The organism is Blautia sp. ZXY-1-B12 (assembly GCF_056339915.1).
Genome location: NZ_JBWJVP010000264.1, coordinates 15,888 through 30,504, shown reverse-complemented (window position 1 = coordinate 30,504; position 14,617 = coordinate 15,888). Strand labels below are relative to the sequence as shown.

Sequence of the window (14,617 nt, the reverse complement as noted above, 5' to 3'; positions counted from 1 at the left end):
ATAAAATCAATTTATGAGTTTTTATTATACGATAAGTAACATTTATGGAATAATGCAACTGTGAAACTGAAAAACAGAAACCTTTATAAAAAAGCCTTCAGGGCAGAATTTTTTCTTATTGCACAGAAAAAACTATCTGATATCAATAGAGTGGAAGAGTTCAAGGAGAATATTATGTTAGATCACAGAACAGAAACCTTTATGGCTGTATGCAGTGTTATGAATTACAGGGAGGCGGCAGAGCTGTTACATATTACCCAGCCGGCAGTCACCCAGCATATCCAGTTTCTGGAGAAAGAATACGGCTGCCGCCTTTTTCTTTATGAAAACAGAAAACTGATCAAGACCCCTGCTGCACAGATGCTGGAGGATTACTTGCGTTCCGTTCAGCAGCGTGAAAATTTTCTCAGGGAAAAGATAAAAAACAATGGTCTCCGGGAACTGCGCATCGGTGCAACCAAGACCATTGGTGACTATGTGATCACAGACAGGATTCACGATTTCTTAAATCAGCCGGATACAGCACTGACTCTGATCGTGGATAACACAAAGCATCTTTTGCATTTATTGGAACAGAATACTCTGGACTATGCCATCATAGAAGGATTCTTTGACAAAAACAGATTTGGAAGCCAGTTATATCGCCGGGAACCTTTTGTGGGAATCTGTCCGAAGGATCATCCCTTTGCAGGCCGTGAAGTATCTGTAGAGGAGATTCTGAAAGAAACTCTGATTCATCGCGAAAACGGCTCTGGAACTCTGGCTATCTTGGAGGAAAAGCTTTTGGAGCATAATGAATCCCTGGAGCGTTTTCACCGGCATATATGTATTTCCAGCTTTAAGATGATCATCGACCTGATCAAGTCCGGGTATGGAATTTCATTTGTATATGAAGTACTTGCCAAAAGTGACCCGGATCTTGGGATTTTTACATTAAAGGGTGAGCCCATAGTCAGAGAATTTAATGTTATTTATCTGAAGCATGCGGATGTGAGGGAGAAGATGGAATGGTTTTTATGACCGCTTGCGTCTGTACTCGTTGGGAGTCATTCAAAATTGTTTCTTAAAAGCAGTTGGAAGATTAGAATACTGCCGATGAAATGATTTTCTATCTAAATTAATCGAAATTATCATCCACAAAAGTATATTGATTTCATTTTCTGCATATGCTATAATTGCCATAGGCAAAATGATAAAATTAAATTCATTGGTAACACAGCAAAAAGCCTCGGAGGTCGCATCTCCGAGGCTTTTTTATTCCGTTTTGGCAAGGGTGGCTTATTCCCCAGGCTGGCTACCAGCTACTATTTTCTATCCAGCCATTTGCAAATGTAATAGGTGATTACACCTGCCAGAATAGAAAGCATAAATGATAAAATTGTATCCATTGATAGCACACCCCCTTCCTGTACCTGTTTAGGGGTGGTAGCTTGGATATTATATCATAAATTTTTATAATATAATATATTTTTTATTATACAACTGCGCCGAAGTAATTTTCGGATTATCCAGCACTAATATTGAACTTTTTCAGAAATTTTCATTCTCAATATACAAAAGATCTCACATTCGATTATTTAAAAACAATTTCTTCAGTAATCCTTCCATGTGTCTTTGTATTCATGAACTCAATAGATAATTTGTAATTTCCCTTTCCACCAGTTGGTTTAATACTATTCTTATCAAATATACTTTTATAGGGAGAAATTGAATGAAAACCGTTTTGTTATTTTTATTTATTATGAGTGTAGATATGCACAGTTTGCGCTTTCATCTCGGTAATTGAATTGCCGAGGATTCCCGCTTATTATCCTAAAATTGTTATAATAAGAGTCCGTATGCAGAACTTTTGTATATAATAGACTAAGTGAATATCTGGAAATGAGATTAAAATGCCAGACCAGAAAATAGATAACCTTTTAAATCTTGCAATGGATGCAACACCACAGGAGCGTAGAAAGTCAGGAAATCTTAACATAGGATATGATCCTGCAACCAGGCTATGGGATGTGATCATAAAGTACAGCGGACCGGAAAGTGGTCTGGCTGGAAATGGAATTCAGGTAGTGCCATTGTTAGGCAGCTATGCAGTGGTAACTTTGCCGGAAAGTGAGATTGATGAGTATTCCCACAGAGTGCAGGTGGAATTTATGGAGAAACCCAAACGCTTGTATTTTGAATTGTTTCAGGCGAAGGGAGCGAGCTGCATCCGCACAGTGCAGACCGGCAGGAATGGACTGACGGGAAAAGGAATCCTGACAGGAGTTGTGGATTCAGGAGTGGATTATTTTCACCCTGATTTCCGAAATGCAGATGGGAGCAGCAGAATTTTACGTTTATGGGATCAGAGCATACAGGGAAATCCACCCCAGGGATATGTGACAGGAACTGAATATACGAAAGAGCAGATCGATGAGGCGCTTGCACTTGGAGAAAACCAGGGCAGGCGTCTTGTTCCATCTTCAGATTACAGTGGACATGGAACTTCCGTGCTGGGAATTGCAGCAGGAAATGGGAGGGCATCAGATGGGGTGAATCAGGGAGTTGCCTATGAAAGTGATCTACTGGTTGTGAAAATGGGAATTCCCAGAGAAAACTCCTTTCCCAGGACTACGGAGCTGATACAGGGGATTGATTATCTGGTGCGACAGGCATTGACTATGGGACGGCCAATGGCAATTAATCTCAGTTTTGGAAATAATTATGGATCCCACAAGGGAGATTCCCTTCTTGAAACATATATAGATATGGTTTCTTCCACAGGACGTCTGGCTATCTGTACAGGTACAGGGAACAACGGCAATCAGCCTCTGCATGAGGGAGGAACCCTGAAACAGGGACAGACCAGACAGATAGAATTATCTGTGAGCAGCAGGGAACCAACATTAAATGTGCAGTTATGGAAATCTTATGAGGATGAGATGAGTATTTATATTGAAAATCCATCCGGAAACCGGATCGGCCCCTTAGACGAAAAGCTTGGTCCTCAGAGGTACAGACTGGGAAATACAGATCTTTTAATCTATTATGGCAAACCTGGACCCTATCATCTGACACAGGAAATCTACATAGATTTCCTTCCTGGGAAAACTTATGTGGACAGTGGAGACTGGAAAATCATCCTAAGTGGAAAAAAGGTCAGAGGAGGGGAATATTACCTGTGGCTGCCGGGTGGAAATACTCTGAACAGAGGGACTGGGTTTTATGAACCAAGGGCATATGGGACTTTGACCATACCTGCCACAGCCCGGCGGGTTATTGCAGTTGGAGCATATGATTCGCTGGTTGACTCTTATGCGGATTTTTCCGGAAGGGGCAGCAGAATGCTGCCATATCTGAAACCTGATCTGGTGGCACCGGGAGTAAACATAGTTGCTCCCGTACCCGGTGGTGGTTACAGAACAGTAACAGGGACTTCCTTTGCAACACCCTTTGTCAGCGGATCCGCAGCATTGTTAATGCAATGGGGGATTGTAAATGGAAACGATCCCTACCTCTATGGGGAAAAAGTAAAAGCCTATCTCCGAAAAGGCGCCAGACCATTGCCGGGGTATGAGGAGTATCCCAATGAAGAGGTGGGATGGGGGGAGGACGTTATAATAAGGTTACATTGAAGAAAGTCAGTAAAATCAAGTGTTTCCGTTCATTTTCCCAACACAGAAACGAAGCACTTTCACCATGATTTTGAAGAAAATCTGCCCGGGTTGGATTCAAAATGATATGGAAAGAAAGACTTGTAGCAATGACGTAACATGAACAGCCGATTCTGTTACAGACAACATATTAAAACGAAAGAGAGGTCACAGGAATATAAAACTGACTTATACAAATAATTATCAGTTATCAAGGCCATAAGGCCAAATTATACCATGGGTCAGTTTTAAGCATTAAATCTGGATCAGTTTTAAGTGTAAATCAATAGCTGATAATCACTATGATTGGGAAAATACAAAAACCGATAACTACAGTTCAAAGAACTGTGTATTATCGGCTCTGCGTCTGGCGCTTTAATAACAGTTATATGGAATTGTTCAATGTTGATTAGACATTCTCTTTTGCACTTCGAACAAAAGAGTGGAAAATTTTTTAGTACAGTATCTTCTCGGATTTTGTCACGTGTTTTATTTCCGCAGACAGGGCAACGTACTCGCTCGACACTTACTTTTATTTGCACTTCTACTTTTTATTTTTTTCTTGAGTATCCTATAACACTAACAAAATACGATGCGACTACTATACCCAAAGCAAAAATAGTAATCAACATAGGATTTTTAACCAAATTTTGAGTAACGTATTTCATATCTTTTGATATTTTACTTACGAAAAAGATAACGAGAAGTGTGCAAATCATTCTCACATACTGAACACTCATATAGCCAAACCACTGTGCTATTGCTAAACATATAGAACACCATAAAACAGGTAATGCTATTGCAATGGCGATAGAAAAACCAAACTGGCTAAGTGTAAAATTATGATAAACCACATAACGAATGATATAAATGATAACTGTACCCATTATACTAATCGGAACAAGAAGCAAGCTAGTCAAATACTTACTGAAAATGATTTGGTACTTACTCATCGGCAAGGTTAATTCATATTGTTTCCATGAAGTCAATCCATCATAGGTCATGGTCATCATTAAGTGCATACCGATAAAAAGTGAAAAAAAAGCCGATGACATAATTGAGTAAACTTCATTCTCTCCGAAGAATGAAATTGCTATTACAAAAAAATACATTACAAAAATGACTTTTTTATTCATTTTCTTCATAAGCAATAAATCCTTAAAAACCAATCCTTTCATTTGACACCTCCTTTGATATAGAACAGCATAATGTCCTCAATAGAAGCATTATCAATAATTAGATTTTTGTATCTTTTTTTTGCAGCTACTTTGTCATGTATTAAGCATTCCACGCTAAGATTTGTTTCTCGACAACATACATAGTCATCTGGCGAAACAGTATTAAATTCTGATTTTTTACAGCGTATAATTCCATAATTATAAATAAGGTCATCTTTCTTTTCCTCAAAAATAATTTTTCCATTATGAATCAGAATTACATAGTCAGCAACCTTTTGTATGTCAGAGGTTATATGTGTAGAGAACAAAATAGAGTGTTCTTCATCTTGAATAAATTCTAAAAAAATATCCAAAATTTCATCTCGTACAACAGGATCTAACCCTGTTGTTGCTTCGTCTAAAATCAGAATCTGGGGTCTATGCGATAGTGCACAAATAATTGACAATTTCATCTTCATACCTTTTGAAAGTTGCCCTATTGATTTATTTAATGGAACATTAAGGCGTTTCATATATTCTTCAAACAAATTCATATCCCATGTTTTATAAGATCCCGAAAGGATTTGGGCAATATCTTTTGCATTTAAGACGGAATGGAATTTACATTCGTCAAAAACAACACCAATGTTTTCTTTATGCAAATAAGAATGATTTTGTTTACCCAATATTCTTATTTCACCTGCATCCAACTTTAACTGGTCTAAAATTAAATTGATAGTTGTACTTTTTCCAGCACCATTTTCTCCTATGAAACCCACAATACGTCCTGTAGGAACTGTAAATGAAATATGATCTAACATAAAATCATCAAATTTTTTAGTCACATTTTTTACAACAATACTGTTCTGTTCCATAATTCCACCTCTCATTCTTCAAAAAATAGTTTTAGAATATTAGCCATTTGCTCATAGCTGATACCATGAGTACGACCGATTATAGCAACCTTTTCTAAAAGTTCTTCTGCTATTCGTAGTTGTTCTTCTTGAATAAATTCTTTATTTGGTGATGCAACAAAACTACCTTTTCCCGATACGGTTTCGATAAACCCATCTCGAGTTAAATCTTCGTAAGCTCGTTGAACAGTAATAACACTTATATGCAGGTCTTTTGCCAGTGCACGCATGGAAGGCAGGGCTTCTCCGGCAGATAGGGTACCATTCATGATTAAACTCTTAATCTGCATAGCAATTTGTTCATAAATAGGCTTATCACTACTATTACTTATGATAATTTCCATTCTAACTTCCTCTCACCACCTTCTGATATATGCGTACTTATACGATATGTACAGTGTATATGATAGTGTCAGAAATGTCAATAAAGTAATCCTACAATTCATTAAAATATACCATATAAAGTTTTCAAAAAATCAGCGTAATCCAACCTGTCAACCGGCATAATAAGGTTATTTCTTTGTGCAAATCAGCACGATAATGATAGGATGAGCGATGATGAATTCAGAACTTCTGGCTCCATGGAACGAAATCGTCAAAGCTGAAATCGGACGTCGTGCAAACGAATCAAATCAATCATATGTGAATTGTCAACGAATCATGAAAGCTTATCTCAGCCTATAATGAAAATAGGATACTGACTCCACTACTTTTTTCACTTCTCTTTTTGCCTTACAATAGTCTTAGGCAGGATTAAGTTTGATTGCACCTTGGAGGATTTGCACCCCGTTTGTCAACGTAAATGATTTGCCCTTGAGCACAGCATATTGTCGCACCTTTTATGAATAGCACGAGTAGCAAAGTCCGTATTATCTCGGGCAAATCTCCTGCCAATTCTATAGTAAAGGAGTTGTTCTGTATGAAAGACCTTCTGGAAATTTCCTGTGGACTGGATGTCCACAAAGAAAAAATTGTTGCATGTATCCTGACTGGTCCTCTGGGCAAGCCAACCCGTTCTGAAATCCGTGAGTTTTCTACATTGATTCCGGATATGATAGCATTACGGAATTGGATCGTTTCTAAAAACTGCCATCATGTAGCTATGGAAAGCACCGGTATCTATTGGATGCCGATTTATGAAATACTGGAGGATGCTTTCTATGGTGACATTACCCTGCTTGTTGTAAATGCACGCCATATGAAAAATGTTCCTGGCAAAAAGACCGATATGCGGGATTCCGAATGGATTTCCACCTTGCTTCGCGCCGGACTTCTGAACGGAAGTTTTATTCCCGAAAAAAGAATTCGGGAATTCCGCGATCTAAATCGTTACCGTAAGAGTGTCATCCGCGATATTACATCACAGAAGAACAGGATTGAGAAATTTTTACAAAGTTCCGGCTTCCGTCTATCATCCTTTATTTCTGATATTTTTGGCGCTTCGGGTAGAAACATCATTCTGCATTTAATTGAACATGGGCAGATTGATAAAACTGCTTTAGATTCTTGTCTCAAAACCAAGACCAGAAACCGTATTGATGAAATTCTCATGTCCGTGAACGGAACACTGTCAGAACACCAAAAGGCATTTTTAAGGATTCTCATGACTCATTACGATTCTTTAAAGAAACATCTTGCTGAAATTGAAACGAGTCTCGAGGAAGATATGGCTCCATTTGCCCTGCAGGTTGAGCAGTTGAATAGCATCTATGGAATAAGCACAACTGCTTCCTGTGCAATTATTGCTGAAATCGGTATTGATATGAAGCCGTTTAAAACTGCGGAACACATCTGCTCATGGGCCGGTTTGTGCCCAGGTAATAACGAAAGTGCTGGAAAACGAAAAAGCACCTCTGTCACAAAAGGCAATCCTTACATAAAAAGTATGCTCTGCGAAATTGCCTGGGTGATTGCAGGGAAACGCAACACTTATCTTTCGGCATGGTACTGGAGAATCAAACAGAAAAAAGGAGCCAAAAAAGCGATTGTCGCACTTGCCCGAAAACTTCTTGTCATCATCTACACAATGTTAAAACAAGGAACTCTATTTGACGAATCCTGTTTTGAAACAAGACGTAAGCACTGTGAACAAAAACAGCTTTCTCGTTATATACGGGAATTGGAAAAGCATGGTTATCATGTGGAAGCTCAAAGCTAGCCTTTCTTAAATACGATCAATATCTCACTACAGGCAGCCAATACTGTGACTGCTTTATAGTGATGCTTTCATAATTGTTGAAAACATTTGTTGTCAAGGTTCAGTTTTTGGCTACGTGTTTTATTTTCGTAGCAAGGGAAAATTTATTCTTTGAGGTTTGCAAAGCTGAAATTAAGAACTCTTTATCAAGTAGAATTTGCAAATTCGAAAAAATATAAATTTCAGGAGGAAATGAATATGGCAGGTACAATGTCAGAAAAGAAATTTATATGTTTGTGGATATACAATGGGAAATAATGTGAAATCAGATATTGTTGTATTATCAAAAACAGGTAAAGTAAAAAATAGATATCATCTTTCTGAGCCTCAGTATGGAATTACATATTTTGGAAAATCAGTAAAAGGATATGAGTTCATTTTAATGAATAAATGGCATGAGGATGAAGGTGGCATTGAAAGTGAAAAAATTTTTTTGATAAAATAGGAAAAAAATAAGAAATAGAAGCTCTCTCTACAAAATGAATGTTACAGTAGAGAGAGCTTTTGTCATTCAGGTAAGAAAATAGATTATAACATTCATGCCCATTAGAATACGTGTTATTCTATAATTACAGATGTTTATATAAATGGTGATATACTATGATAATAAATATTATTGAATGGAGGAAAAAGAGATGAAAGAATACAAGGTTATAACAGCACTTTTTTTGTCAGCAGTAATGCTGGGTACAGCTCCATTAACCGTATGGGGAGCGGAGAGTTTTTCGACAGGGGAATCTTTCAGTGATGGAACAGAAAATATTCCTGACATAGTAACAGATTCGGCTCTGTCTGGTGAATCTTCTGAAAGAGACTATGAGTTAAGCATAGAAACAGGTACGGATGTAGAGCTTACAGAAAGTGATTTTTATGATCCGGAATTTCGTGTAGAGAAATATGTGAAAGTCAGAAATTCAGGAAAAAAAGAAACAAGAGTCCGGGTAGATGCTTCTGGTCTTAAGAATTTTGAGGTAGATGATCAGATGGCAAAGTGGTCAGAGGATTATGAGGAACAGGATTCCAAAAGACTGCTGAAGCCGGGAGAAACTCTGGACTTTTTTGTACTGCCAAAGCAGGAATACGGAACATATGATGAAACGTTTGATTTCCTTGCAGATGACGGAAGCAGATATCCGGTTCATATCACAATGAACAGAGAGAAGAACCCAACGGAAAAGAAGAGTCTGGAAATTACCGAAAAATCTTCCGAGAGTTTCCCGATAATGCACTGGGGATATAAGACACTTCCGGAAGCTAGAATTTATGTTTTGAAAAATTTTATGGACATGGATATGGAACTGTCTTTCGATTATAGCAAAGACTGTAGTGTATCATTATCCGGAAATACCAGTCTGGCACCTGGAGAGAGTACAGAACTGAGCCTTTGTCCGCAGATGGGACTGCCAGTTGGAGAACATGATCTTGGAGTGACAGTGACTGCGAAAACAGCGACAGGAGAGACTATAACAAAGAAGATTTGGGATTCTTTCAGAGTAGATTCAAGGACATTTCAGGGACTGGTGGATACCATTGAACCTGTGACCGGAATTACCAATGGCGTAGAAAAAACTGCTGATGCTTTACATTTGCCATCGGTTCTTAAAGTCTATGGTGCTGAAGTGGATGGAGAAAAAACGACATTTTCTGCCGATGTAAAATGGGATGTGGAGAATTGTGCATATAACCCGAAAAATACGGCGTCTCAAAGTTTCACAGTTAACGGACAATTGGAACTGCGTGAAGGTGAAAACAATGAAGAGCTGGATACGTCTGTAAAGATAAAGGTACAGGTGAATGCGTACAAGGGGTTGAACAGACCGGTGATTGATCCGACATGGACCAGAGTGATCACAAATTATGCAGAACTTTCTTTAAGAGATACTTCTAATGAAGCAGACGGATATTTTTTTGTAGCAGCAGAATCTCAAAAGGATCTGGAAAAAGGAAATTATATCGCACAGGTGAAGGTCGCAAAATCTGAACTGAATCATTATCCTAAACTGAAATATATTCCTGAAGGGACGCATTATCTCTATTGCAGGGCATATAAAGAGGAAAGTGGTCATACGGAGAAATATGGTGAATGGTCTGAAGGATTTCTGTTAAAGGTAAATATAAAGACACCAAATGCACCTGTGGTTCAGAAACTGCAGGTGAAGAAAAATGACGTTAAAATTATCCTTGGCAGTAATACAGAAGAACTGGATGGTTATGATGTTGTTGCTGCCAGAAGTAAAGACGGGGATGAGCCATCAGATTATATAAAGGTACAATGCAGATATTCAGGAAACAGCAAGGAACTCATTCTAAAAGGAGTACCGAAAGGAAACTGGTATATTGGTGTACATGGCTATAAATATCTGGATGGATCAAATAAAAAAGTACTGAGTAAGTGGGCGGAAGTTCAAAAAGTAACGGTAAAGACAAGCCTTGTAACAGGAAAACCAGCTGTTAAATCGGCAAAGGTTTCCAGACAGGGAACAAAAAGAAAAGTAACGGTGAAGTTTACTGTACCAAAAGCCTGTGACGGAACGGACTGGGTACTGGCAAAGAAAGTATCTCAATCTGAAGATGGAAGTTATACATATGTCAGCGGTTATGCTTATACTAAGAAAAATCAGACGAAAACTACAGTCATTTTTAAAAATGTAAAACCTGGAGTTTATTATCTTACAGGACGTGCTTATGTAAAAGGATATGCAAAAAATTATACGAAATGGTCAGAGGTAAAGAAAGTAGTTGTGAAGTAGAAAAGTGATTTAGACCAGAAATTTAATTTTTTTCTGCATATATATCAAAAAGAATGTTCTTATAGTAGTATTATTAAAAATCCCCCTTAGACAGAGTAAAGGAAACTGTTTAAGGGGGATTTTTATAATGAGGTATCTTATTGGTATCTAATGAATGACTTATGAGAGAGGACTTAAATCATGAAAAATATTAGATTATGCTGGATTGCGGCTTCTCTGTTTTGTCATTTTTTCATGGTGTTTTTTCTACTTTTTTGCTTTTGCCAAAATTTTTTTATTTCTCCTAAAGTCCGAATACGTTTTCCAAAATCAATCCGATATCTTTTAACAGTTCATCATAGTAGTCAAACAAGTAGTAGTTTTGCTGAACCAGACTGCATTCTGCTTTTGACAAGGATTCAAGAATTGTTCCAACGCTGTATTTATGCTCAAGCTTGTTTTCCAGTATTCTTGCGATTGTCAGGGCTACAAAACAGGTCAGAAAGTGTGCTTCGATATGTTCCTTAGTCCAGACATATACGGGTCTGGCTTCCAGTTCGCTTTTGGTTACTTTGAAGGATTCTTCAATCCGCCATAATCCTCGATACATATCAATAATCTCATCATCTGACGCTTCCATTTCGTTGGTCAGGAGCATGTAATAACCGTCCAATGCCTTCTCTTCCCGAATATTCTCCTCATCAAGGTTCAGAATGGAGGAGGAAGTGAGGATTTCCCCGGTTTCTTTGTCATAATCTATTTTTTTTACATATTTGGCAGCTCCATAAGAAGTGGCTCTTGTGTAATTTCCGGGATTTTCGTTTATATTCCGTGCCGAGCCATTCATACTCATCTTCTTTGAGGACATAGTTTTTGAGGCTTTTTTCAGCTCCCCGGATGGACATACTGAAAACATATCCATCATGAGTGGGAGTATTGATCGTATACCAGATGTTATCACCTGTTGTCATCTCCTTATCAGCAACAGTGATTACCCGGCCAAGGTCAAACTGCTTTTTTATGCGCCCTAAGTTTGGTCGGTAGGTTAGGCAGTCGTTGGTATTTCCAGGGAATAATTCATAAGTAATGGGGATTCCTTTGTTATCGATGAAAAGTCCCATTTGTACGATAGGATTAGGCCGGTATTCTTTACAGACCCCTTTGCGAAGAAAATCATTTGGTTCATCTGTTTCGAAATAGTAGTTAGTAACATCGTAATAAATCAGGCTGGTATCCCTGCCATAATTCTTTTTGATGCGGTCATTCATCCATACCTGTAAGTTTTCTCTGTGCTTGTCTAAAAAAGAAAGACAGCGGTAAATATCATCCAGTGAGTAATCTGTGTTTTCAAAAAAACGTTCCCGGTTGTCATAGGAAGATTTCTTTGAGACCGGAAAGAGGAGTCTGGAATAAACAAGCATTTTCATAATCGTATTGGAATCATACTGTTCTTTAGAATGACGTTGCCGGTTGGTCAGAAATGTATGGATGCCAAGCTCATGATAGATTTGACACAATGCAGTATAGCCAAGGTTTTTTCGCAGGTTATCACCGACACAAAGTCTATCTGAATTGTAAAAAGTAAAGTTGATTGGAGCCTGCTTTTTCTGTTTTTCTTCATTGAGCTGCGCCACACGTTTTGTAAAATAGGCGATCGGGTCATCATACTGTTTTTCTAGTTCATCAAGCCAGCCAATAGACGCCACTGTTTTCTGGCGGGAACATTTTTTAACTTTGTCATAATAATTATCAACGATGGAAAGACGAATTCGTCCATGAGTGTTTGGCGTTTTTTTGAGATACATAATAGAACCCCATTTGGTATAATAATATCTATTGTACCAAGCACCATAAAACGCTGGTGAAATATGACCGATTTTAAAAATAAAAAAAGCTCGCCAGCTCCTTAACTTCCAAAAATGAGTAGCCCTAACGAAAATAAAATTTTAAAAAAGCCCGTATTTCTGCGGAAATTATTGCAAAAATACGGGTTGTGCCGTACAATAAATTTAGGGCTATATAAACCTAAATAAAGGAGGCAAATATGTACCTGAAATCAAGAGTTAAGCTACCGGATGTGCATGGAAAATTGACCCGATTAAGACGCGGGGATATCACATATATTAAGTATGAGTATGGTCGCTATTATGATCCGGAGAAAAAATATACCTATCCACAGAGAGCGACTATAGGCAAGGTATGTCCAGATGATGACACTATGATGATTCCTAACGAAGCCTTTCTGAAATACTTTCCAGATGCAGTCTTATCAGGGATGGAAGACCGGACAGAACGTAGCAGCTGTCTGCGGGTTGGTACATATGCTGTAATGCATAAAATAGTATTGGATTATTCGTTAGACAAGCTGCTCGGACAGTTCTTCTCTGAGCGGGATATGGCATTATTGCTTGACCTTGCCTCTTACTCTATTGTAGAAGAAAGCAATGTGGCACAGCATTATCCGGATTACGCATACAATCATCCACTGTATAGTTCTGGTATGAAGATCTATAGTGATGCGTCGGTAAGTGATTTCTTTAAGAGCATCACCAAGGATAAGAGTACAGGCTTTCTGAATGAATGGAATGCAAAGAGAAATCGAAGGGAGCGTATTTATATTTCCTATGATTCTACGAATAAGAACTGTCAGGCCGGAGAGATTGAACTGGCTGAATTCGGTCATGCCAAGACAGATATCGGTTCAGCTATCATCAACTATTCGGTTGGATATGATCTTAAGAATAAAGAACCACTCTTTTATGAAGCCTATCCTGGAAGTATTAACGACGTATCACAGCTTAGGACCATGCTTGGTAAAATCACTGGGTATGGCTATAAAAAAATCGGTTTCATTTTGGACAGGGGATATTTCAGCCGTGGAAATATACGCTATTTAGACGAATGTGGTTATAGTTTTGTGATCATGGCTAAAGGCATGTCTTCTTTCATAAGTGATTTGATCTTAGAGAACAAAGGAACGTTCGAAAATAAGCGCTCTTGTGACATGAATGCCTATGGTGTGTATGGAAAAACAGTACAAAGGACTTTATTTGAAGGCGATGAAAAAAAGAGATACATTCATATTTATCATAGTATTTCAAAAGATGCTGATGAACGGGAGCATTTTGAAAACGCACTGAGAGAGCGGACAGCTTTGCTGATGTCACATCAGAATGAAACAGTAGAGTTCGGTTCAGCTTACGAAAAATACTTTTATCTTCACTACGATAAAGATGGCGTGTTTTTATATCCGGAAGAAAAAACAACTGTGACAGAACGGGAAATATCATTATGCGGATACTTTGTTATTATTACATCCGAAAGGATGACCGCAAAGGAAGCACTGCATCTTTATAAGAGCCGTGATGTATCTGAGAAACTTTTTGCCTCTGATAAATCATTCCTTGGAAACAAGAGCATGCGTTCACATACAAACGAAGGAGTTGAGGGAAGGATTTTTACACAATTCATCGCACTGATAATCCGAAACAAAATTTATACTGCATTACAGGAAGAGAACGAAAAACTTGAGAAGAAACAGAATTATATGACAGTTCCGGCAGCAATCAGGGAACTTGAGAAGATTGAAATGACACGCCAGACGGATAATGTATACCGGCTGGACCATGCTGTAACAGCAAAGCAGAAAAAAATCTTAGAGGCTTTTGGGATGAATGAAGGAAACATTACTTATCGAGCCGGAGAGATCAGTAATACACTTAAGAAATCAAACATTCAGAAAGAAAGGCGGTAAATATGGCACGTGAAATAAACGCAGAACTACTGGACACTAAAATTGAAAAAGCACAGAAGGATCTGGTGAAAGCAAAGCATCGGTATGATGCTGCGGCAGCAACATTAAAAGATTTATTGGATAAGAGGGATGCACTTCGCCAGAAAAAGTTATTGGATGCTATAGCACAGAGTGGACGGAGCTATGAAGAAATCATGCAGTACCTGCACAGTAAATCTGAAGAGGCGTGATCAA

11 protein-coding genes and 1 pseudogene are annotated in these 14,617 nt (G+C 38.2%); 7 read left to right on the top strand and 5 right to left on the bottom strand.

Annotated elements, in window-relative coordinates; translation table 11 throughout:
• The first annotated feature begins 174 nt into the window (after positions 1–174).
• The gene (locus AC075L_RS18690; protein ID WP_020993634.1) at positions 175–1,020 is read left to right on the top strand and encodes a LysR family transcriptional regulator; all 846 of its coding nucleotides are present in this window, start codon (positions 175–177) and stop codon (positions 1,018–1,020) included.
• 872 nt (positions 1,021–1,892) lie between these two features.
• The gene (locus AC075L_RS18685) at positions 1,893–3,614 is read left to right on the top strand and encodes a S8 family peptidase (protein WP_008706397.1); all 1,722 of its coding nucleotides are present in this window, start codon (positions 1,893–1,895) and stop codon (positions 3,612–3,614) included.
• Positions 3,615–3,904: 290 nt separating this feature from the next.
• Here AC075L_RS18685 and AC075L_RS18680 read toward each other — a convergent pair whose 3' ends face one another.
• From AC075L_RS18680 to AC075L_RS18665, 4 genes are read right to left on the bottom strand one after another with little or no spacing between them, the layout of a single operon-like run.
• Positions 3,905–4,168 (bottom strand): cysteine-rich KTR domain-containing protein, encoded by a 264-nt coding sequence (locus AC075L_RS18680; protein ID WP_081703345.1) that lies wholly within the window; start codon positions 4,166–4,168, stop codon positions 3,905–3,907.
• Between the two features lie 15 nt (positions 4,169–4,183).
• A complete protein-coding gene (locus AC075L_RS18675) occupies positions 4,184–4,810 on the bottom strand; it encodes an ABC-2 transporter permease (protein WP_008706399.1) in 627 nt (208 codons plus the stop codon).
• Complete coding sequence (locus AC075L_RS18670) at positions 4,807–5,664, bottom strand: ABC transporter ATP-binding protein (RefSeq protein WP_476388011.1); 858 nt, start codon at positions 5,662–5,664, stop codon at positions 4,807–4,809. Before AC075L_RS18670 ends, AC075L_RS18675 begins: the two co-directional genes overlap by 4 nt.
• 11 nt (positions 5,665–5,675) lie before the next feature.
• On the bottom strand, positions 5,676–6,047 hold the full coding sequence (locus AC075L_RS18665; RefSeq protein ID WP_008706402.1) for a GntR family transcriptional regulator: 372 nt from the start codon (positions 6,045–6,047) through the stop codon (positions 5,676–5,678).
• A 575-nt stretch (positions 6,048–6,622) separates the two neighbouring features.
• On the opposite strand from AC075L_RS18665, the gene AC075L_RS18660 reads away from it, so the two are divergent.
• The 3 genes from AC075L_RS18660 to AC075L_RS18650 all read left to right on the top strand — a co-directional run bounded on the left by AC075L_RS18660 (position 6,623) and on the right by AC075L_RS18650 (position 10,650).
• Positions 6,623–7,861, top strand: coding sequence for an IS110 family RNA-guided transposase (locus AC075L_RS18660; RefSeq protein WP_118617626.1), 1,239 nt, complete (start codon positions 6,623–6,625; stop codon positions 7,859–7,861).
• Positions 7,862–8,147: 286 nt separating this feature from the next.
• Positions 8,148–8,345 (top strand): hypothetical protein, encoded by a 198-nt coding sequence (locus AC075L_RS18655; RefSeq protein WP_055060200.1) that lies wholly within the window; start codon positions 8,148–8,150, stop codon positions 8,343–8,345.
• A 190-nt stretch (positions 8,346–8,535) separates the two neighbouring features.
• Positions 8,536–10,650: a hypothetical protein gene (locus AC075L_RS18650; protein WP_227194533.1), complete on the top strand. Its 2,115-nt coding sequence runs from the start codon at positions 8,536–8,538 to the stop codon at positions 10,648–10,650.
• 224 nt (positions 10,651–10,874) lie between these two features.
• On the opposite strand, the pseudogene AC075L_RS18645 reads toward AC075L_RS18650, so the two are convergent.
• A pseudogene (locus AC075L_RS18645) lies at positions 10,875–12,434 on the bottom strand (IS1634 family transposase).
• Between the two features lie 239 nt (positions 12,435–12,673).
• On the opposite strand from AC075L_RS18645, the gene AC075L_RS18640 reads away from it, so the two are divergent.
• Positions 12,674–14,383, top strand: a complete 1,710-nt coding sequence (locus tag AC075L_RS18640) for an IS1634 family transposase (RefSeq protein WP_118331046.1) — start codon at positions 12,674–12,676, stop codon at positions 14,381–14,383.
• 2 nt (positions 14,384–14,385) lie between these two features.
• Positions 14,386–14,613: a hypothetical protein gene (locus tag AC075L_RS18635; RefSeq protein ID WP_022381277.1), complete on the top strand. Its 228-nt coding sequence runs from the start codon at positions 14,386–14,388 to the stop codon at positions 14,611–14,613.
• Positions 14,614–14,617 lie beyond the last annotated feature (4 nt).